The 19,353-nt window shown below is 64.6% G+C and carries 18 protein-coding genes; 8 read left to right on the top strand and 10 right to left on the bottom strand.

Annotated elements, in window-relative coordinates; all coding sequences use genetic code 11:
- Window positions 1-99: 99 nt before the first annotated feature.
- The 7 genes from purE to G5S42_RS00985 all read right to left on the bottom strand — a co-directional run bounded on the left by purE (window position 100) and on the right by G5S42_RS00985 (window position 7,377).
- Window positions 100-618: a 5-(carboxyamino)imidazole ribonucleotide mutase gene (gene purE / locus G5S42_RS01015; RefSeq protein WP_176105144.1), complete on the bottom strand. Its 519-nt coding sequence runs from the start codon at window positions 616-618 to the stop codon at window positions 100-102.
- Window positions 619-675: 57 nt separating this feature from the next.
- Window positions 676-1,566: a phosphoribosylaminoimidazolesuccinocarboxamide synthase gene (locus G5S42_RS01010; RefSeq protein WP_176105143.1), complete on the bottom strand. Its 891-nt coding sequence runs from the start codon at window positions 1,564-1,566 to the stop codon at window positions 676-678.
- A 134-nt stretch (window positions 1,567-1,700) separates the two neighbouring features.
- Window positions 1,701-2,765, bottom strand: coding sequence for a class II fructose-bisphosphate aldolase (fba, locus tag G5S42_RS01005; RefSeq protein ID WP_176105142.1), 1,065 nt, complete (start codon window positions 2,763-2,765; stop codon window positions 1,701-1,703).
- 187 nt (window positions 2,766-2,952) lie between these two features.
- Window positions 2,953-4,389, bottom strand: coding sequence for a pyruvate kinase (gene pyk / locus G5S42_RS01000; RefSeq protein ID WP_013090425.1), 1,437 nt, complete (start codon window positions 4,387-4,389; stop codon window positions 2,953-2,955).
- Window positions 4,390-4,828: 439 nt separating this feature from the next.
- Window positions 4,829-6,022, bottom strand: coding sequence for a phosphoglycerate kinase (locus tag G5S42_RS00995; RefSeq protein WP_176105141.1), 1,194 nt, complete (start codon window positions 6,020-6,022; stop codon window positions 4,829-4,831).
- Window positions 6,023-6,301: 279 nt separating this feature from the next.
- Entirely contained in the window at window positions 6,302-6,625 is a 324-nt protein-coding gene (locus G5S42_RS00990) for a branched-chain amino acid transport AzlD family protein (protein ID WP_176105140.1), read from the bottom strand.
- Window positions 6,622-7,377, bottom strand: coding sequence for an AzlC family ABC transporter permease (locus tag G5S42_RS00985; RefSeq protein WP_176105139.1), 756 nt, complete (start codon window positions 7,375-7,377; stop codon window positions 6,622-6,624). The genes G5S42_RS00990 and G5S42_RS00985 overlap by 4 nt, the downstream gene beginning before the upstream one ends.
- Window positions 7,378-7,603: 226 nt before the next feature.
- On the opposite strand from G5S42_RS00985, the gene G5S42_RS00980 reads away from it, so the two are divergent.
- From G5S42_RS00980 to G5S42_RS00955, 6 genes are all read left to right on the top strand, one after another.
- Entirely contained in the window at window positions 7,604-8,527 is a 924-nt protein-coding gene (locus G5S42_RS00980; RefSeq protein ID WP_176105138.1) for a branched-chain amino acid transaminase, read from the top strand.
- Between the two features lie 74 nt (window positions 8,528-8,601).
- Window positions 8,602-8,796 (top strand): zinc-finger domain-containing protein, encoded by a 195-nt coding sequence (locus G5S42_RS00975; protein ID WP_013090430.1) that lies wholly within the window; start codon window positions 8,602-8,604, stop codon window positions 8,794-8,796.
- A gap of 200 nt (window positions 8,797-8,996) precedes the next feature.
- Window positions 8,997-10,022, top strand: coding sequence for a lipopolysaccharide heptosyltransferase II (gene waaF / locus G5S42_RS00970; protein ID WP_176105137.1), 1,026 nt, complete (start codon window positions 8,997-8,999; stop codon window positions 10,020-10,022).
- Between the two features lie 166 nt (window positions 10,023-10,188).
- Entirely contained in the window at window positions 10,189-10,635 is a 447-nt protein-coding gene (locus tag G5S42_RS00965) for a nuclear transport factor 2 family protein (RefSeq protein WP_176105136.1), read from the top strand.
- 52 nt (window positions 10,636-10,687) lie between these two features.
- Entirely contained in the window at window positions 10,688-11,740 is a 1,053-nt protein-coding gene (locus G5S42_RS00960; protein WP_176105135.1) for a hydrolase, read from the top strand.
- Window positions 11,733-12,311, top strand: coding sequence for a DUF2946 family protein (locus G5S42_RS00955; RefSeq protein WP_176105134.1), 579 nt, complete (start codon window positions 11,733-11,735; stop codon window positions 12,309-12,311). The genes G5S42_RS00960 and G5S42_RS00955 overlap by 8 nt, the downstream gene beginning before the upstream one ends.
- A gap of 30 nt (window positions 12,312-12,341) precedes the next feature.
- Here G5S42_RS00955 and G5S42_RS00950 read toward each other — a convergent pair whose 3' ends face one another.
- Window positions 12,342-14,075, bottom strand: a complete 1,734-nt coding sequence (locus G5S42_RS00950) for a M48 family metalloprotease (RefSeq protein ID WP_176105133.1) — start codon at window positions 14,073-14,075, stop codon at window positions 12,342-12,344.
- 188 nt (window positions 14,076-14,263) lie between these two features.
- Here G5S42_RS00950 and moaC point away from each other — a divergent pair, with 188 nt between their 5' ends.
- Both moaC and G5S42_RS00940 read left to right on the top strand, forming a co-directional pair.
- The gene (moaC, locus tag G5S42_RS00945; protein WP_176105132.1) at window positions 14,264-14,743 is read left to right on the top strand and encodes a cyclic pyranopterin monophosphate synthase MoaC; all 480 of its coding nucleotides are present in this window, start codon (window positions 14,264-14,266) and stop codon (window positions 14,741-14,743) included.
- A complete protein-coding gene (locus G5S42_RS00940) occupies window positions 14,706-15,125 on the top strand; it encodes a nucleotide pyrophosphohydrolase (RefSeq protein WP_246391773.1) in 420 nt (139 codons plus the stop codon). The genes moaC and G5S42_RS00940 overlap by 38 nt, the downstream gene beginning before the upstream one ends.
- 57 nt (window positions 15,126-15,182) lie before the next feature.
- On the opposite strand, the gene G5S42_RS00935 is transcribed toward G5S42_RS00940, so the two are convergent.
- The gene (locus tag G5S42_RS00935; protein ID WP_176105131.1) at window positions 15,183-16,967 is read right to left on the bottom strand and encodes a PglL family O-oligosaccharyltransferase; all 1,785 of its coding nucleotides are present in this window, start codon (window positions 16,965-16,967) and stop codon (window positions 15,183-15,185) included.
- Window positions 16,968-17,092: 125 nt separating this feature from the next.
- Window positions 17,093-18,799 carry a group II intron reverse transcriptase/maturase gene (gene ltrA / locus G5S42_RS00930; RefSeq protein ID WP_176105130.1) on the bottom strand — a complete coding sequence of 569 codons (1,707 nt, stop codon included), beginning with the start codon at window positions 18,797-18,799 and terminating at the stop codon, window positions 17,093-17,095.
- Window positions 18,800-19,353 lie beyond the last annotated feature (554 nt).

The following is a 19,353-nucleotide window of genomic DNA, read 5'->3' as shown; positions in this document are numbered from 1 at the left end:
TGGTCGGTCGCGGCCGGATACGCGTCGCGCTCGCATACCGAGCGACGGGCACCCGGCCGGGGGTCGGACAGGGGACGTCTTATCAAACAACCGGCGCGCTTACAGCGCCGGCAATACCATCGCGTGCGCCGCTTCGTTCTGGCGCACGCGGAATTCAGCGAGCTTGTCCGCGTATTCGGCGCTGGTGCCGGACAGCAGCGACACCGCGAACAGCGCCGCGTTCGCGGCGCCCGCTTCGCCGATCGCAAACGTCGCGACCGGCACGCCCTTGGGCATCTGCACGATCGAATGCAGCGAATCGACACCCTTCAGATACTTGCTCGCGACCGGTACGCCGAGCACCGGCACCGTGGTTTTCGCGGCCAGCATGCCGGGCAGGTGCGCCGCGCCGCCCGCGCCCGCGATGATTGCGCGAATGCCGCGCTCGCGCGCGCTTTCAGCATAGGCGAACATTTCGTCCGGCATGCGGTGCGCGGACACGACCTTCGCTTCGTACGGCACGCCGAATTCCTGCAGAATCGCGACGGCGTTTTTCATCACTTCCCAGTCGGAACTGGAGCCCATCAATACGCCGACGACCGGCGCATCATGCTTATGGGCGGTTTGTGCTTCACTCATCTTTACGGCTTCCTTGTTTCCGGGCGATGCGCGCCTGACACGGCGCGCGCAATCAGATTAGTCGAGCTTGTGCCCGGTCAGGCGCTCGAGCGCTTCCTGGTACTTCTCACCCGTCTTTGCGACCACCTCGTCCGGCAGCTTCGGCGCTGGCGGCTCTTTCTTCCAGGGCTGGGTTTCGAGCCAATCGCGCACGAACTGCTTGTCGAACGACGGCGGGTTGGTGCCGACCTGGTACTGGTCGGCCGGCCAGAAGCGCGACGAATCGGCCGTGAGCGCCTCATCCATCAGGTACAGCTTGCCGTGGTTATCGAGACCGAATTCGAACTTCGTGTCCGCGATGATGATGCCGCGCGTCGCCGCGTAATCAGCGGCTTCCTTGTACAGGCGGATCGAGATGTCGCGAATCGTGGCCGACAGCTCGGTGCCGATGCGGCGCTCCATCTCGTCGTAGGTGATGTTTTCGTCGTGGTGGCCCATCTCGGCCTTGGCAGCCGGCGTGAAGATCGGCTCGGGCAGCTTCTGCGCGTTTTGCAGGCCCGCCGGCAGTTGCACGCCGCAGACCGAACCGGTGGCCTGGTAATCCTTCCAGCCGCTGCCAGCCAGATAGCCGCGCACCACCGCTTCGACGAGGATCGGCTCGAGACGCTTGACGACCACCGCGCGCCCCTTGACCTGCTCGACTTCGTCCGGCGCGACCACCGACTCGGGCGCGACGCCCGTCAGGTGGTTCGGCACCACGTGCTGCAGCTTCTCGAACCAGAAGTTCGCCATCGCGTTGAGCACGCGGCCCTTGTTCGGAATCGGCTCGCCCATGATCACGTCGAACGCCGACAGTCGGTCGGTCGTGACGATCAGCAACTGGTCGTTGCCCACCGCATAGTTGTCGCGGACTTTGCCGCGGCCGAGCAGCGGCAGCGAGCGGAGCGTGGATTCGTAAAGGGTAGACATCGTCGTGGTTCGCTAAAAGTGGGGCAAAAAAATGTGACCGGAACAAAAGGGAAACGCCGTTCCCCCGATGATGCGGGAACGGCGATCGGACGACAACCTGGCCAAACGGCCAGGCGCGGAGCCAAAACTACAGCTTAGCGGACGACTTGCGCGAGCTCGCCCGACTTGTACTTCTCCGCAATTTTATCAAGCGAGACGGGCTTGATCTTGCCAGCCTGGCCTTCGCAGCCGAATTGCGTGTAACGGTCGATACAGATCTTCATCGCCGCTTCGCGCGCCGGCTTCAGGTAATCGCGCGGATCGAACTTGCCCGGGTTGGTCGCCATGTAGCGGCGGATCGCGCCCGTGATCGCCAGACGCAGGTCGGTGTCGATGTTGACCTTGCGCACGCCGTGACGGATACCTTCCTGGATTTCCTCGACCGGCACGCCGTAGGTTTCCTTCATGTCGCCGCCGAATTCGCGGATTTCCGCGAGCAGCTCCTGCGGCACCGACGACGAGCCGTGCATCACGAGGTGCGTGTTCGGAATGCGCTGATGGATTTCCTTGATGCGCTGGATCGAGAGAATATCTCCGGTCGGCTTCTTGCTGAACTTGTAGGCGCCGTGCGAGGTGCCGATCGCGATGGCCAGCGCGTCGCACTGGGTCAGCTTGACGAAGTCGGCGGCCTGCTCCGGATCGGTCAGCAGCTGCTCGCGCGTCATCGTACCTTCGGCGCCGTGGCCGTCTTCCTTGTCGCCCTTCATCGTTTCGAGCGAACCGAGCACGCCCAGCTCCGCCTCGACGGTGACGCCGATCGAGTGCGCCGCTTCGACGACCTTGCGCGACACTTCGACGTTGTAGTCGTACGATGCGACCGTCTTGCCGTCGGCTTCGAGCGAACCGTCCATCATCACGCTGGTGAAACCGCTGCGGATCGCCGCCATACACACTGCCGGCGACTGACCGTGGTCCTGGTGCATCACGACCGGAATGTGCGGATACGACTCGACCGCCGCTTCGATCAGATGACGCAGGAACGGCTCGCCCGCGTACTTACGCGCACCAGCCGACGCCTGCATGATGACCGGAGCGTTGACCTTGTCGGCCGCGGCCATGATCGCCTGCACCTGCTCCAGGTTGTTCACGTTGAATGCCGGAAGGCCATAGCCGTTTTCCGCGGCATGGTCCAGCAGTTGACGCATTGATACGAGAGGCATGCTTAAACTCCTTGGATTGAAACGAATTCTTTTGCCGTCGGCATCTTTTGCGGCGATTTTATCGCGAAGCAGGCGGCGTTCCCGCCGCGACACCGGCGCTTTGGTGCGCCGTCGCACATGGACCGTGCGGGTTTCGCCGGCCTGCTTCGCTCAATCGAGCCCGTGCCGTTCGAGCAGTCCTGCCTGATCAGTACGGTTCACCGACCCGCACGATCTTCAAGGTATTGGTGCCGCCCGCCTGCCCCATCGGCTCGCCGACCGTCAGCACGACCATATCGCCGTGCGACGCGTAGCCCTTGCCGACCACCGTTTCGAGCGCCTGCTGCAGCGCCGTGTCGCGGTCGGTGTTGGTGTCCAGATGCAGCGAGGTCACGTTGCGGTATAGCGCCATCGCGCGTTCGCTGCCGACGCGCGGCGTCAGCGCGAAGATCGGCACGTGGGTCCAGTGGCGCGACATCCACAGCGCGGTCGAGCCCGATTCGGTGAGCGCGACGATCGCCTTGGCGCCGAGGTGGTAAGCGGTGAAGAGGGCACCCATCGCGATCGACTGGTCGATCCGCGTGAACGTGCGGTCGAGGAAATCCTTGTCGAGCTCCGACTGCTCGGACTTTTCCGCTTCCACGCAGATCGCGGCCATGGTCTCGATGGTCTGTACCGGGTACTTGCCCGCCGCCGATTCCGCCGACAGCATCACCGCGTCGGTGCCGTCGAGCACCGCATTGGCGACGTCCGACACTTCCGCGCGGGTCGGCACCGGCGCGTGGATCATCGACTCCATCATCTGCGTCGCGGTGATCACGAACTTGTTCGACTCGCGCGCCATGCGGATCATGCGCTTTTGCAGCGCCGGCACGGCGGCATTGCCGACTTCCACGGCCAGGTCGCCACGCGCGACCATGATGCCGTCCGAAGCGTCGAGAATGCCTTGCAGCGCCGGAATCGCTTCCGCGCGCTCGATCTTCGCGATCATCTTCGGCTTGATGCCGTACGGCGCGCCGGCGATGTTCGCGAGCTGGCGGGCCATTTCCATGTCGGTCGCGTTCTTCGGGAACGACACCGCGATGAAATCGACACCGAGCGACATCGCCGTGCGGATGTCCTCCATGTCCTTCGCGGTCAGCGCGGGCGCCGACAGACCGCCGCCCTGGCGGTTGATGCCCTTGTTGTTCGACAGTTCACCGCCGATCTTCACGATCGTGTGGATCTCCTGGCCGATCACGCGCTGCACGTTGAGCACGATCAGGCCGTCGTTGAGCAGCAGCACGTCGCCCGGCTTCAGGTCGCGCGGCAGGTCCTTGTAGTCGAGGCCGACGCGCTCGTCGTTGCCGAGCTCGCATTCCGCATCGAGGATGAAAGGATTGCCGGTGACGAGCGTCGTGCGGCCGTTCTCGAATTTGCCGACGCGAATCTTCGGGCCTTGCAGGTCGGCCATGATGGCGACTTCGCGGCCCGCCTGACGGGCCGCCTCGCGAACGTATTCGGCGCGCTGACGATGGTCGTCGGCGGTGCCGTGTGAGAAATTGAGCCGCACCACGTCCAATCCTGCCTGAATCATTTGCAGCAGGATTTCCGGCGTGCTGGAAGCCGGACCGACAGTAGCGACAATCTTGGTGGCGCGATGCATGAGTCTCCTCGTCTGGATAGGATCGCTGGAAAGAGCGCTGCGGGGCTGCTGCGGAGTTCGCGCATCGAACGATGCTACGTGGGGTCGCGCGCCGGTTGTGGCCGGTGTCGCTTTGTGGAGTGAGGCGGGTGATGCGGGTGATGCGGTATTCGGGACCGGCGCCTCGCGCGCCAGAGATTTGCTGTCCTGCTTGCCGGAAGGCTGTTCCGGCTGGGCCGAATCGTGTTGACCAGATTCGGCTTGTGAAGAAGTTGGCAGTTGCTCCGCGTCGGCGGCCGCGGGCGCTATCAGCGCCTCGGCGGCCACGTCCTGTCCGGGCGTCGCCGACGCAGCGGCCGCGCGTGTCGCGCGCTCCCGTGCCGGTGTTGTCGCGCTACCGCGCGGCGCTTTCGCGCCACGCGCCTTGGTCGACTTCGCCGCCGGGGAGCGCGTCGCCACGTTAAGCCCGCGATTCCAGAACTTCGACCGCCGGCAGCTTCTTGCCCTCGAGGAACTCGAGGAACGCGCCGCCGCCCGTCGAAATGTAGCTGACCTGATCGTGGATGCCGTACTTGGCGATCGCCGCGAGCGTGTCGCCGCCGCCTGCGATCGAGAACGCAGCCGAGCGCGCGATCGCGTCCGCGAGCGTCTTCGTGCCGTTGCCGAACTGGTCGAACTCGAACACGCCGACCGGGCCGTTCCACACGATCGTGCCGGCCTTCTCGAGCTGTGCGGCGAGCACCTTGGCCGTTTCCGGGCCGATGTCGAGAATCATGTCGTCGTCCTGCACATCGGCGACGGCCTTCACTTCGGCCTTCGCGGTCGGCGAGAACTGCTTGGCCGTGACCACGTCGGTCGGAATCGGCACCGAGGCGCCGCGGGCCTTGGCCGCGTCGATGATCGCCTTCGCTTCGGCGACGAGATCGGCTTCGGCGAGCGACTTGCCGATCTTCAGGCCGGCCGCGAGCATGAACGTATTGGCGATGCCGCCGCCGACGATCAGCTGGTCGACCTTCTCAGCGAGCGACTTCAGGATGGTCAGCTTGGTCGACACCTTCGAACCCGCGACGATCGCCACGAGCGGACGCTTCGGTGCGCCGAGCGCCTTGCCGAGCGCTTCGAGCTCAGCGGCGAGCAGCGGACCCGCGCAGGCGACCGGCGCATATTTCGCGATGCCGTGCGTGGTCGCTTCGGCGCGGTGCGCGGTGCCGAACGCGTCGTTCACGTAGATATCGCAGAGCTTGGCCATTTTCTGCGCGAGCTCGTCGGAATCTTTCTTTTCGCCCTTGTTCACGCGGCAGTTTTCGAGCAGCACGACCGAGCCCGGCGCGACGTTCACGCCGTTTTCGACCCAGTTCGCGACGAGCGGCACGTCGCGGCCTAGCAGCTCGGCGAGACGCTTCGCCACCGGCGCGAGCGAGTCTTCCGGCTTGAAGTCGCCTTCGGTCGGGCGACCCAGGTGCGAGGTGACCATCACGGCGGCGCCGGCGTCGAGCGCGGCCTTGATGGCCGGCACGGAAGCGCGGATGCGGGTGTCTTCGGTGATGTTGCCTTGATCGTCCTGCGGCACGTTCAGATCGGCGCGGATGAACACGCGTTTGCCGGACAGCTTGCCTTCGGCGATCAGGTCGGAGAGACGCAATACCTTGTTCATGGGCTTGAGTATGCGAGTTGATGAGAAGGCGGTGGCGGACAGCGCGCGGGGACGAGGCGCGGCGAACTCCGGCGCTTCGGCCCAACGGTTCCGCGGGATCGGGCGCCGGCGGCCGGCCGCGGCACCAGGCGCCTTGCGGGGGCGCGCTCAACCCGGAAAAGGGCATTTTAACTGATCCCAACGGCCATCTGACCGCGACGCGGCGAATCTCGCGTATTTGAGCGCGAGGCCGTCGCTGCCGCGCGGCGCGGCATCATCTCCACACTTGGAGCCGGACCATCACAGGAAGACGCGCATCAGCGTGAACACGACCATTCCGGTCACGATCGTGCCGAGCATGGTGCGGCGCCACAAAAACCAGCCGAGGCCGGCGAGGGTCGCGTAAAGCTCATGATTGGAAGCCGCCAACGACAGTCCGTCGGGTGTCGTCAACACGTCGGGCACCACCACGGCGGCGAGCGCGGCGGCCGGCGCGTAGCGCAGCATCTTCTGCACGCGCGCCGGCAGCACCGTGCGCTCGCCGCCGATCAGGAACATCGCGCGCGTGAGCGCGGTGACGAAGGTCATGCCGAAGATGGCGAGCCAGATTTGCGTTGAGGTCATCGGGAATCTCCGGCGCGATCGTTCCCGCCGCGGATGCGGCGCAGGTCCGCGCGCTCGATCATCAGGTCGGCTGCGCTGCCGGCGACGATCGCCGCGATCACCGCGAACGGCAGCGCGAGCCGATACGGCAGATCGAGCGCGAGCAGCGCCACGATGGCGGCCACGCTGACCGCGGCCAGCGTGGAGCGCGTCGCGACCGCCGACACCATGATGGGCAACAGCGCGAGCGTACCGGCGAGCGCGAGCCCCCAGTTGTCCGGAATCAGGCTCGCGAGCAGGATGCCGACGATCGACGACACCTGCCACGACAGCCAGCTCGATACCGCCATGCCCCAGAAGTACGCCTCCTTGCCCGGCACGTAACCGGTCGGAAAGCTCTTCTTGACGAAGAGCAGATAGATCACGTCGCCGTTGAAATAGCCGAGCACGATGCGCCGCCACATCGGCAGATACGAGAAGTGCGGCGCGAGGCCAACGCTGAAGATCACGAAGCGGGTGTTGACCATCGCCGCGGTCAGCAGCACGGTCCACACCGGCAGCTTCGCCGCGAGGAGCGGCAGCACCGCCAGCTGCGACGAACCGGCGTAGCACAGCAGGGACATCGTGAGCGCCTGCGGCAGCGTCAGGACGGACTTGCTCATCGCGATGCCCGTCACGAGGCCCCAGGAAAAAATCGCCATCAGCGTGGGGGCATAGGCGCGCGCGCCTTCACGAAAAGCGCGGCGATCGGTGTCGGACAGTCGAGCGAGCATCGGGCGAAGATTGCGGGCGCAGGGAACGCCGTCAAGAAGGCCGGGCCGGCGCCAGCTTGCGAGACCACCCGCTGGCGCATCCGGAGTTGATTTATGCGTGCGCTGGATTATAGCGTCCGGGGTGCGCCCAAATGCCCGTTGTGTGTGCAAAAGACGCTAAAATAGCGCTCCCGGCTATGTCCTGCGCTCATGGCCGCACCTCATAACGCACCTGCTGGAGAACCGTATGTCAATGGCCGACCGCGACGGCAAGATCTGGATGGATGGCAAGCTCATCGACTGGCGCGATGCCAAAATCCACGTGCTCACCCACACGCTGCACTACGGCATGGGCGTGTTCGAGGGTGTGCGCGCTTACAAGACGGCCGACGGCGCCACCGCGATTTTCCGCCTGCAGGAGCACACCAAGCGCCTGCTGAACTCGGCGAAGATCTTCCAGATGGACGTGCCGTTCGACCATGAAACGCTCGCCGCCGCGCAGCGCGAAGTGGTCCGCGAGAACAAGCTCGAGACGTGCTATCTGCGCCCGATCATCTGGGTCGGCTCGGAAAAGCTCGGCGTGTCGGCCAAGGGCAACACGATTCACGTCGCGATCGCCGCGTGGCCGTGGGGCGCCTACCTCGGCGAAGACGGCATCACCAAGGGTATTCGCGTGAAGACGTCGTCGTTCACGCGCCATCACGTGAACGTGTCGATGGTGCGCGCGAAGGCGTCGGGCTGGTACGTGAACTCGATCCTCGCGAACCAGGAAGCTATCGCCGACGGCTACGACGAAGCGCTGCTGCTCGACGTCGACGGCTACGTGTCGGAAGGCTCGGGGGAGAACTTCTTCCTCGTCAACAACGGCAAGCTGTACACGCCTGACCTGTCATCGTGCCTCGACGGCATCACGCGCGACACCGTGATCACGCTCGCGCGCGACATGGGCATCCAGGTGATCGAAAAACGCATCACGCGCGACGAAGTCTATACCTGCGACGAAGCGTTCTTCACCGGCACGGCAGCCGAAGTCACGCCGATCCGCGAACTCGACAATCGCAAGATCGGCGCCGGCGTGCGCGGCCCGATCACCGAAAAGCTGCAGTCCGCCTTCTTCGACGTCGTGAACGGCAAGAGCGAGAAGTACGCGCACTGGCTCACGAAAATCTGAGCGACGTTTCGAGATGCGCCGCGCCGCCCATCGGCGGCGCACTGCAAGCACCCCGCATACAACGAGAAAGTGTCATGAGCGAAATCAAGGAAATGCCGCTGGTCGAACTGACGGCAAAAGATCTGCCGGCATATTGTCCGAATCCGGCCATGCCGCGCTGGAGCGCGCATCCGCGCGTGTTCATCGACGTGTCGCACGGCGAAGCGCGTTGCCCGTATTGCAGCACGCGCTACAAGCTGCGCGACGGCGAAGTGATCAAGGGTCATTGATCCAGCGCATCGAGCGGTCCTGAGCCGGCTTCAGCGGCACGAGGCGCGACTTTCCGATCGCGCGCTCGCCGCGCCGCAGGCTCGATCGCACGACCCGCGAGGCCCTCGCGCCGCGCGGCTTTCCGCTTTCCCCTTTTACCCATCCGAGTGCCACGCGCATCGCGCGCGGCGCTTGTTATCGACACCGGACACCCACTCTGATGCGTCGCGCGTTGGTTATCGCACCGAACTGGATCGGTGACGCATTGATGGCGCAGCCGCTGTTTGCGCGCCTCGTGAAATTGCATCCGCGCATCGTCATCGACGCGGTCGCGCCCAGCTGGGTCGCCCCCGTGCTCGAACGCATGCCGGAAATCCGCGACGTCTACGCGACCGATCTCGCCCACGGCAAGCTGCAGATGCTGCGCCGCTGGCAGCTGTCGAGCGATCTGCGCGACGTCGGCTACGACGCGGCCTACGTGCTGCCGAACTCGTTCAAGTCGGCGCTGATTCCGTGGCTGGCGGGCATTCCGCTGCGCATCGGCTACACCGGCGAGAGTCGCTACGGCATGCTGAACGTGCGTCACGCGAATCCGCGCAAGGACGCGCGGCCGCCGATGGTCGGCCACTACGCCGCCCTCGCCTACGCGCCCGGCGCCAAGGTCCCCGAAGATCTGCCGATGCCGCGTCTCGACACGGATCTGAACGAGGCGTCGCGCGTATCCGCGCGCTTCAACCTCGATACCCGCGTGCCGCTGCTGGTGTTCTGCCCGGGCGCCGAGTACGGTCCCGCCAAGCGCTGGCCGCCCGAGCACTTCGCCGCGCTCGCGCAGATGGTCGGCCAGTCGTTCCCGTACACGCAGATCGTCGCGCTCGGTTCGCCGAAAGACGCGCCGCTCGCACAGGCGATCGCCGAAAAAGCGCCGAACGTGCGCAACCTGTGCGGCCAGACCGCGCTTGGCGAGGCCTGCGCGCTGATCGCGCGGGCCAACGCGGTGGTCACCAACGACTCCGGCCTGATGCACGTCGCCGCCGCGCTGCGCCGCCCGCTCGTGGCCGTTTTCGGTTCGACCGATCCGCGCCACACCCCGCCCTTGTCCGAGCTCGCGAAGGTACAATGGCTTCATCTCGAATGCAGCCCCTGTTTTGAGCGCGAGTGCCCGCTCGGTCATCTGAACTGTCTGAAGCAGTTGAGCGCCGAGCAGGTTTTTGGCGATTTGCGCGGCATGCTGCTCGCGCAGCGCTGAGCCAACTGGTACTTGCACGCAACACCGCACGCCCCCGAGCGCGTCGCGTCATGTTCGCGCCTTGCGGCACGGGCAAGCTGACGCCGGGGGCGATGGTCCGGCACTCTGGACCGTCCCGCTACCGCTGACCCGCAACCGCGCGCCGCGCACTAGAGACTGACGAGCCATGCCACGTTTTGCCCATATCTTCGAAGCCGCCGCCGATACCCTGAACGCCTACTATCAGGCCGTCGCCGAGGTCAATATCGACAGCTTGATGGGTTTGTGGATCGACGAGGAGTTCGTCAGCTGCATCTGCGCGGACGGCTCGCATCTGCACGGTCTCGAGAACATCCGCAATGGCTTGCAGGCTCAGCTCGAAGCGCTGCCGGTGTCGATCGAGCCGCTCGACATCCGCGTCTACGACAGCCTCGGCACCGTCGTCTATGCGATTGCCGAAGCGCATCGTCCGGCCGATCCGACCGCCACGCCCGCGATGGTCTTCACCACCTACGTAATGGTCCATGAACGCGGCGAATGGCGCATTGCGCATATTCACGCGAGCCCGATGCCGAACGAGGCCGCCAGCCAGTTCGCGACCAAGATGCGGCATGGCCAGGGCCCGCTGCACTGACGCGCCGCACCACGACAGATTCAGACTCACGTTTTTTCGCTTTTCCGCCGGTATGAGTTCGACGTTACATAAACCCGCTTCCTCCGGTACGGCCCCCGCCAGGGTGACGGCCGCCGCCGAGGCGACCGTCGAGCTGCTGTACCGCGCGCCGCTCTGGCTGCCCAACCGGCATGTGCAGACGATCGTCCCGTCGTTGTTCGCGCGCCGCCCCGCCGTGTCGTTTCGGCGCGAGCGCTGGGACACGCCGGACGGCGATTTCATCGATCTCGACTGGGTCGCGCACGATGCGCCCCCCACCGATACCGCCCCGCTCTTCGTGCTGTTCCACGGCCTCGAAGGCAGTTCGTCGTCGCACTACGCGGTCGCGCTGATGGCCGCCGCGCGCGAATACGGCTGGCACGGCGTCGTGCCGCACTTTCGCAGCTGCAGCGGCCCGCTGAACCGGCTGCCGCGCTTCTACCATCTGGCCGACAGCAACGAGGTCGACTGGATCCTGCGCCGCCTGCGCGCCGCGCATCGAGGGCCGGTGGTCGCGGCGGGCGTGTCGCTCGGCGGCAACGTGCTGCTGCGCTGGCTCGGCGAGCGGCAAGACGATGCGGCGCAGGTGGTAGCCGCCGCCGCCGCGATTTCGACACCGATCGACGTCCATGCGGGCGGCCGCGCGCTGTCGCAGGGCTTCGGCCTCGTCTACACGCGCAGCTTCCTGAAGACGCTGAAGCACAAGGCCAATCAGAAGCTCGAGCAGTTCCCGGGCCTGTTCGATCGCGACGCGATGCTCGCGAGCCGCACGATGTACGAGTTCGACAACGTCGTGACCGCGCCGCTGCACGGCTTTCGCAATACCGACGACTACTGGAGCACCGCAACCACCCGCCCGCTGCTGCCGCTCATTCAAGTGCCCACGCTGGTGCTCAACGCGCGCAATGACCCGTTTCTGCCGGCCGAAGCGCTGCCGTCGCGACATGAGGTGTCGGCGGCGGTCGAGCTTTATCAGCCTGAGCACGGCGGCCACGCGGGTTTCATGACCGGGCCGTTCCCGGGCCGCATCGACTGGCTGTCGCGGCGCGTGTTCGGCTATCTGGAGCGACACGTCGATCATGGATGACATCGTCAAACAGTCGCTCGCCAAATGGCCGAACGTGCCGAGTTGCACGGGCTGGTTGATGCTCGACAGGCGCGGCAACTGGCGCATGCGCGACGAAGCGGCCCAGGCGAGCGGCGCGCACGGCGTGCCGATCCGGCACGAGGCGCTGCTGGGATTCATCAACCGGAACTATGAGGCCGATGAGCGCGGGCAGTGGTATTTCCAGAACGGGCCGCAGCGGGTTTATGTCGAGCTGGCTTACACGCCGTGGGTGGTCAGATTGTCCACGCGCGCGGATGGCACGCTCGCGCTGCACGACCAGGGCGGCGGCGCGTTCGAGCCGGCGGCGGTGTTCGTCGATGAAGACGGCGGCATTCTGTTCGCCGATCGCTCGCAGCCGGCACGCATCGCGGCGCTGCACGATCACGATCTGGAGATCTTCTCCGATCACGCGACGCTCGCCGACGACGGCTCATTGAGCGGCGCATTCCACTGGAGCGCTCAACTCTCACTGCCGCTGCAAAGCGTGCGACGCGATCAGGTGGCCGCGCGCTTCGGCTTCGTCGCGAGCCCGGCGGCGGCGCAGGTCTGACGCCCGCGCCGGCGTGCGCCTGCGTCCACCCTACCCCTTCTCGTCGAGCCGCTCCTCCTTGTAGCGGTTCTCCATCTCGTGTAGACGCGCGTCGACGGTCGCGAGGTCGTAATAGCCGATCGTCTTCAGGTCGCGCGCGTCCTTCAACTGCCGGATCGCCGATGGCCACGCGCCCTCCAGCGCGAACTTCTCCGCCATCGCGCGATGCTGCGTCAACGCATCGCCACTGCCCGCACTCGCCTGCGCGAGATACAGCCACCACGCGGGTTGATCGGGGTGCGCCCGGGTTTCCTGCTTCGCGAGCGCCTGCGCGTCGGCGAAACGGTGCAGCGTCAGCAGCGTGCGGATATGCATGTCGATCGCGGCGTTCGACTGCGGCCAGCGCTTCTGCGCGAACTCGGCGAGACGCGCGGCTTCGTCGGCGTGACCGGCACTCCGCGCGATGTCGGTCGCGAGCACGTCGAGACTCGGCGAATCGCGCTCGGGCTCGCCTTCCGCACGCGCGCCCGAGACGAAGGTCGCGCGCGCGTTCGCGAGCGAGGCGGCCGCGTCGTCGTAGCGCTCGAGCAACATCTGCCCGTACGCGATGCCATACCAGTTCGCCGCGACGTTCAGCGCGGTGCGGTCCTCGATTTCCGAGCGCAAGCGCGAAATCTCGTCCGCGTATTCGCTGCGCGAATGGCCTTCCAACAGACCCGCGCGCGCCCGCACGAAGCCGTACTCGGAGTCTTGATGCGGCTGCCGGTATGGCGCGCGGCGCGCGCGGTCCTCCATGTCGGCGATCCGCTCGCCGGTCAGCGGATGCGTGCGCGCGTAGGCCGGAATGCCGTTGTCGTTCATCGCCGCGCGGTCGAGCCGGTGGAAGAACGTCGGCATCGCGTAGGGATCGTAGCCGGCGCCGGCGAGCAGCAGAAAGCCGACGCGGTCCGCCTCCTGCTCGGCCGATCGCGAGAAGCGCAACTGGCTGTCGACCGCATACGCCTCGCTGCCGAGCGCGATCGCGCTGCCGAGGTCGCCGCTATGCGCGAGTACGCCTGCCAGCACGCCGAACAGCACGCCGACGAGCGCCGCGTAGCCGCCGCGCTCGCCGTTCGAAATCATCCGCGAGATGTGCCGCTGCAGCACGTGCCCCATCTCGTGACCCAGCACCGCCGCGAGTTCGGACTCGGTCTGCGTCGCCACGATCAACCCCGTGTTCACGCCGATGAAACCGCCCGGCAGCGAAAACGCGTTGATCTGTGCGTCGCGCACCGCGAAAAGTTCGAAATCCGGACGATAACCGCCGATGTACAGCGCGCTGGCCGCGGCCGCGAGCTTGGCGGCGACCGAATTCAGGTAGTCGCGCACGAGCCAGTCGTCGAGATAGTCGGGGTCGCGGCGTATGTCGCGCATCACGCGCTCGCCGAGCTTGCGTTCGGCCTGTGGAGTCAGCGAACCGGCGCCGCCGCTGCCGAGATCGGGCAATTGCTGCGCGACGATCGGCGCGCGCCAGTCGTTGCTGCCGGTTTTGCCGCCATTGCTGCCGCTAGCGCCGCCATCGGAAAAACGGCTCTGCGCGCCGCCGTAGGTGCCGAACACGCCGCGCGCGATGTCGGGCGGCAGGATCGACTCGGCATGCTCATCGCTGGGGCCGCTGACGAGCGGCGCCTCGGACGACGAGGTTCCCGGCGTGATGGCCGCCCCGCCAGTCGATTGCGCGAACGCGCCGGGCGGCATTGCGAGGGCGACGGATAGCAACGCAGCGAGGAATCGTTTTGAACGCATCGCGAAGCCGGTCTGACGAAGTCGAAAAAAAGTCGCCCGTGGCCCGGACTAAGATAGCGGGCAAGGGCGTCGAAGGACGCGTACGAGGCAAAACGCAGGGCACGACACAGCGCAAGTGTAACCAGTCGCCACGACGATTCGGGGCCACGCCGCACTGCTATGATAGGCGCCCTCTGAAGGAGTCAACCATGCCTGAACTCACACATTTCGATGCGTCTGGTGACGCGCATATGGTGGATGTCGGCGGCAAGCAGGAGACCAGGCGCATCGCGATTGCGCGTGGCTCGATCCGCATGCTGCCCGACACGCTCGCGCTGATCCGCGACGGCAACGCCAAAAAGGGCGACGTGATCGGCGTCGCGCGGATCGCGGCGATCCAGGCCTCGAAGCGCACCGCCGATCTGATTCCGCTGTGCCATCCGCTCGCGCTTACACGCGTGAAGGCCGACTTCGAACTCGACGAGCAGATGCCCGGCGTGCATTGCACGGTCCAGGTCGAGACGCTTGGACGCACGGGCGTCGAAATGGAAGCGCTCACCGCCGTGCAGGTCGGGCTGCTGACCGTGTACGACATGTGCAAGGCGGTGGATCGCGGCATGACCATCACCGATGTGAAGGTGATGGAGAAGCATGGGGGAAAGTCGGGGGATTGGGTCGCGCAAGCATGAAGCGCGGATCGACAACTATCCGGGTAGCAACATGACCATCGACGAACTGCTCAAGCAGCTACTGGCGTTTCGCGACGCGCGCGACTGGCGGCAGTTTCATACGTTGCGCAATCTGATCGTCTCCACCGGCATCGAAGCCGGCGAGCTTCTGGAGACGATTCAATGGAAGTCCGACGCGCAGATCGACACGTTGCTCAGCGATCCCGAGCAATCGACGAACCTCCGGCACGAGTGCGCCGACGTCTTCATGTACCTGCTGCTGGTGGCCCATACCGCGGGCTTCGATCTCGTTGACGCGGCAGCGGAAAAACTGCAGCTGAACGAAGCGCGCTACCCCGTCGACAAGGCTAAAGGCACCGCCGCGAAGTATTCAGAGCTTTGAACTTCGAGGCGCGGAGGCCTGCCTTGGCGGGAGCATGCTCGAGCCCCCGTGGTTCGATCAGTCTTCGTCGCTGTCGTCGTCCGGTACCGCATCGGCTGCCGGCGTGCCGTAGCGCTTCACCAACTGCTCCTTGAAGCCCGCGAGCGACTTCTGCTCGTCGACGAGCTGGTACAGATAGCCGAGCTGCGCGGGCCAGTCCTTCAGCTCCTCGGCGAAAATCCGCAGGCGTTCGACCGTATCGAGCGCCGCCGCGGTATCGCCAGTCAGCGCCTGCAGCACCGCGTAGCGACGCAGCACGGTTTCGCCCGGCAATAGCGCGATCGCCTGCTTGTGCATCGCGAGCTTGCGTTGCAGGTTCAGCGGATTCATCGGCTGCAGCGTCGCGAGACCGTATTCGCCCCACGCGCCGAACATGAACGACGGGGCGGCGCTGTACTGTTCGGCTGGACGCTGGCCGTAGTACAGCACCTCGGCACGCGCATAGTCGCGATAGATCGGATACAGCGCGGTGAGTCCGCCGAATACCACGACCGCGAACGCGCCGAGCGACAGATTCGCGGGCACCGCGCGCAACGGCCGCGTTTCGAGCAAGCCGAACACGAACATCGCGGGCAACAGGAAGAACATGTACTGCTGCGGATACTCGACGAGCGCATGCATCGTCAGCACGCCGATCAGCGCGATGCCGAACACGCGCGTGGCGCTTTGCGGCGCACGCACGACACGCACGAGCCACGCGACGAGACCCACGAGCACGATTCCTAGACCGATCAGACCGGTTTTCGCGAGCAGATCGACGAAGATGTCATGCGAGTTGTTGGCGATTTCGACGCCGCCCAGTTGCCTGACGAGCTCAAACTGATAGCGCGGAAATTCGCCCCAGCCGACGCCGAGCAGCGGATGCTGCTTGAACATCGTCCAGCCGTATTTCAATAGCGCGATGCGCGGCGCGATCTGGCCGGCATCCTGGAAGCGCTCGGCCGCCGACTGCCCGAGTTCAAGGTGAAAGCGCGCATTGGCCCAGCGAATCACCGCATTGACCACGAAAAACAGCACCGCGAGCGCGATCGGCACCAGCCAGTCACGGTTGCTACGGCGCGATTGCGGTTCGTTGCGGGTCTGCGCGAACGCCATCCAGAAGCCGGCCACGACGATCACACCCATCTGCAGCCACGGACCGCGCGACACGGTCAGCGCGAGGCCGACCGAGAAAATCGTCGACACGAGCAGCCAGATAGGCAGCGCGATGCGGCGCGTCTGCACGAGGTACAGCGCGCCCGCCATCGCGAACGCGATATAGGTCGCGAGGTGGTTCGCCTGCGCCATGTTGCCGAACGGCCGGCGATCGACGGTGAGGTTGTACGCAACGACGAGCGGCGCCACACGCGTCTCGAGGTGAAACAGCTGGATCACCTGGCTGAACACCGCGAACAGACCGCCGACGATCAACGCCCCCGCCGCCCAGCGCAACGCGGTCTCGTCGAGTTTCACGCGCGCGAAGCCATAGCCCACATGCACGGCCATCCACGCAGCGAGCAGGAAGCCCGCGCCGAGCCAGTTCATCGACGGCTTCGCGACCGGCAGCACGAAGGTCTGCACGACCAGCACGAGGCCGAACAGCAAGGGCACGAGCGCGACCGTGGGCGACGCGAAGCTCACGCGCGGCCGCGTGGTCGCGACCATCAGCACGACGGCCGCCCCGGTCAGCAGATACAGCCCGAGCGAGGTGAATTCGGCGTAAAAAGTTGGGATCGGATACGTATGGTTGGCAACCGCGTAGGGGAGGATCAACGCAAGAGCCAGCAGTACGAGAGACAGGTAGCGCGCGAAAGGGGTGGGCATCGAATCAACGGTGGGCGTCAGGTAGGGTAGCCCCTCTTCCTTGCGGAAAAGGGGCCCCCTAAGAACCGTACGTGCGAGTTTCCCCGCATACGGCTCAAGCCTACATATTTCTTTACAAAGCCCCGTCAGAGCAACGACGGAGCCGGCTTAGTTACCACAAGTTTACCAACGTGTACCTGCCGGTGGCAGTCGGGGTGGAGCAGAACCCTGTTCGACAGAGCGTCGGTCCCACCATGCATCCGATATTCCAGATGATGGTCGTGCCAACTGGTCTCGTTCGTCAAAGCCCAACCACAGTGCGCACACAAGCCGCCCTGTGATTTGTACAGCGATACCCATTGCTTGCGATAACGCATCGAGTACTCCATGCGCTCCTGCCGCAATTGCTCGCTGTACTGCTCCCACATTGGATCAAACGGATTGAATTCCCCTTTGACCTTCCTGTGGCGCCTGATGTCCGTACCGCTGATCTGGTACAGCTCAAGCAAACCCTTGCTGCCGTCCTCTTGAACTACGGGAGCGGCGAACACCCAATGCCGATTGCCGAGCGAGTGAAAGTACTTCCGTCTCACCCAATCCGCGCTCTTGTTCGGATGCCTCCGCTTCGACCACCGCCAGAGCCTGTAAAACACCAGCGACTCCATGCGGCTATACGCCTGCTTGGCTACTACAGGGCTGTGATATTGCGCCCAGCCTCGTAGCATCGGATTCAGCAATCGGATCAACTCCTCCTGCTTTACCGCCTTGTGACCGCTGATGATATCCGCCACCTTGCGATAGAACGTCCGCACGTTCTTCCCGCTCGGCTTGATGAGCAGCGTTCCCGAATACTTCCGGAAATTCCACCCGAGGAAATCAAAGCCTTCGTCAATGTGAACGATCCGGGTCTTCTCCTGCGATAGTTGCAATCCCCGTACCTCAAGGAAGGTTTCTATCCAAGGTCTGACTTCGTGTTCCAGCATCTCTTGCGAGTCGCCGGTGATGACAAAGTCGTCCGCGTATCGCACAACATTCACTTTCAGCTTGTTCGCCTTCCCGATCCCAAATTTCGCACCGAGGTGCGCAATCAGTTCGCGTTCCAGCCCGTTCAGCGTCACGTTTGCCAGCGTCGGGGAAATGATGCCTCCCTGCGGCGTACCGGCCTCCGTCGCCTGTAGCTGCCCTTTGTAAATCAGGCCAGCCTTCAACCATTTGCGAAGGATCACCCTGTCCATCGGGACATTGTTTTCCAGCCACTCATGGTTGATGTGGTCAAAGCATCCCTTGATGTCCGCCTCAAGTACCCATTGCGCGGAACGGCGACGGGCCATGACAACGAAAATCTGAGACATCGCATCAGCCGTCGAACGATTTAGCCTGAACCCATAAGAGTTCGGGTCGCTCGTCGACTCTGCTACCGGCTCCAAGGCCAGCAGATACAAGGCTTGCATCGCCCTGTCCTGCATGGTCGGAATGCCCAGAGGGCGTTCCTTCCCATTGGCCTTGGGGATAAAGACTCTCCGTAGAGGCAGAGGCTTATATCCGTGCCGCTTCAACCTGCCGACAGCAAGCCATCGGCTTTCAGGCGAATCCCATAGCTCGCGATCGACTCCAGCCGTTCGCGCACCTTGGTTCTGCGTAACACGTCGTACCGCATACAGCTTTGCGGACAACGTGCGAGTCAGCATCCGTTGCAAGGCTTTCACCCTGCGCCAGTCACTTTCTCGCGTCGCCTTCGCAATTCGAATCTGCATCCCTCTCACGTTCCGTTCAACCCGACGCCAATCTACGGCGTGCCAGTTGTCCGGCGCGTGGGAAAGCGCAGATCCGGTCTTTCGACCAGATACTTTCATGCTGCTCTCCTACCTGGAAAAGTCCCCAGACAGAAGGCGCATCTCCCCCAGCGGGGCAGATACACCCCGCTGGGGAACAACAAAACTCAATGCAGGCGCATGCTCCTGCATCTGACCAAGTTACAGAGGGTAGTCAGCCGTCTTGCGACGGTAGACCAGACGGAAGTCTGCCCGCTTTCGCGTGGGGTGATGTCCCAACCCCTATCCGAACCATTACAGCCCGGCTTTCGCTTTTTCCGTCCTCCCCTACCTGCACGATCAACAGCGTCCCTTGCGGTTCGCCTGCCAGCCCTACTGCGCTGGCAACCATACAGGCTTACCACGTTCCCGGCATGTCACACGACTGACGTAGGTTCTGCCTCTTCCCCGGTGGCTAAGTGACGACGTAATCCGACGGTTGAGCGGATTAACCAGCCACGTACCTTTTGGTTAGAGCCCAATGTTCAAGCAGCTTTGGCTCCTCAGTGCTTACGAGGTTTATCAGCAGTTCACTTACATTAACCATATCAGCCAGCCTAGCTCCTCAACCCCCTTGCTGCTGGGAGTCTCCAGAT

This window comes from Paraburkholderia youngii (genome assembly GCF_013366925.1).
Classification (GTDB): domain Bacteria; phylum Pseudomonadota; class Gammaproteobacteria; order Burkholderiales; family Burkholderiaceae; genus Paraburkholderia; species Paraburkholderia youngii.
The sequence above is the reverse complement of the archived record's forward strand: the minus strand, read 5'-3'. Positions and strand labels throughout refer to the sequence as shown.

What these genes read in the sequence shown, in the direction of transcription:
- purE (WP_176105144.1), bottom strand. Translation starts at nt 618, where the DNA reads ATGAGTGAAGCACAAACCGCCCATAAGCATGATGCGCCGGTCGTCGGC.
- G5S42_RS01010 (WP_176105143.1), bottom strand. Translation starts at nt 1,566, where the DNA reads ATGTCTACCCTTTACGAATCCACGCTCCGCTCGCTGCCGCTGCTCGGC.
- fba (WP_176105142.1), bottom strand. Translation starts at nt 2,765, where the DNA reads ATGCCTCTCGTATCAATGCGTCAACTGCTGGACCATGCCGCGGAAAAC.
- pyk (WP_013090425.1), bottom strand. Translation starts at nt 4,389, where the DNA reads ATGCATCGCGCCACCAAGATTGTCGCTACTGTCGGTCCGGCTTCCAGC.
- G5S42_RS00995 (WP_176105141.1), bottom strand. Translation starts at nt 6,022, where the DNA reads ATGAACAAGGTATTGCGTCTCTCCGACCTGATCGCCGAAGGCAAGCTG.
- G5S42_RS00990 (WP_176105140.1), bottom strand. Translation starts at nt 6,625, where the DNA reads ATGACCTCAACGCAAATCTGGCTCGCCATCTTCGGCATGACCTTCGTC.
- G5S42_RS00985 (WP_176105139.1), bottom strand. Translation starts at nt 7,377, where the DNA reads ATGCTCGCTCGACTGTCCGACACCGATCGCCGCGCTTTTCGTGAAGGC.
- G5S42_RS00980 (WP_176105138.1), top strand. Translation starts at nt 7,604, where the DNA reads ATGTCAATGGCCGACCGCGACGGCAAGATCTGGATGGATGGCAAGCTC.
- G5S42_RS00975 (WP_013090430.1), top strand. Translation starts at nt 8,602, where the DNA reads ATGAGCGAAATCAAGGAAATGCCGCTGGTCGAACTGACGGCAAAAGAT.
- waaF (WP_176105137.1), top strand. Translation starts at nt 8,997, where the DNA reads ATGCGTCGCGCGTTGGTTATCGCACCGAACTGGATCGGTGACGCATTG.
- G5S42_RS00965 (WP_176105136.1), top strand. Translation starts at nt 10,189, where the DNA reads ATGCCACGTTTTGCCCATATCTTCGAAGCCGCCGCCGATACCCTGAAC.
- G5S42_RS00960 (WP_176105135.1), top strand. Translation starts at nt 10,688, where the DNA reads ATGAGTTCGACGTTACATAAACCCGCTTCCTCCGGTACGGCCCCCGCC.
- G5S42_RS00955 (WP_176105134.1), top strand. Translation starts at nt 11,733, where the DNA reads ATGGATGACATCGTCAAACAGTCGCTCGCCAAATGGCCGAACGTGCCG.
- G5S42_RS00950 (WP_176105133.1), bottom strand. Translation starts at nt 14,075, where the DNA reads ATGCGTTCAAAACGATTCCTCGCTGCGTTGCTATCCGTCGCCCTCGCA.
- moaC (WP_176105132.1), top strand. Translation starts at nt 14,264, where the DNA reads ATGCCTGAACTCACACATTTCGATGCGTCTGGTGACGCGCATATGGTG.
- G5S42_RS00940 (WP_246391773.1), top strand. Translation starts at nt 14,706, where the DNA reads ATGGGGGAAAGTCGGGGGATTGGGTCGCGCAAGCATGAAGCGCGGATC.
- G5S42_RS00935 (WP_176105131.1), bottom strand. Translation starts at nt 16,967, where the DNA reads ATGCCCACCCCTTTCGCGCGCTACCTGTCTCTCGTACTGCTGGCTCTT.
- ltrA (WP_176105130.1), bottom strand. Translation starts at nt 18,799, where the DNA reads ATGAAAGTATCTGGTCGAAAGACCGGATCTGCGCTTTCCCACGCGCCG.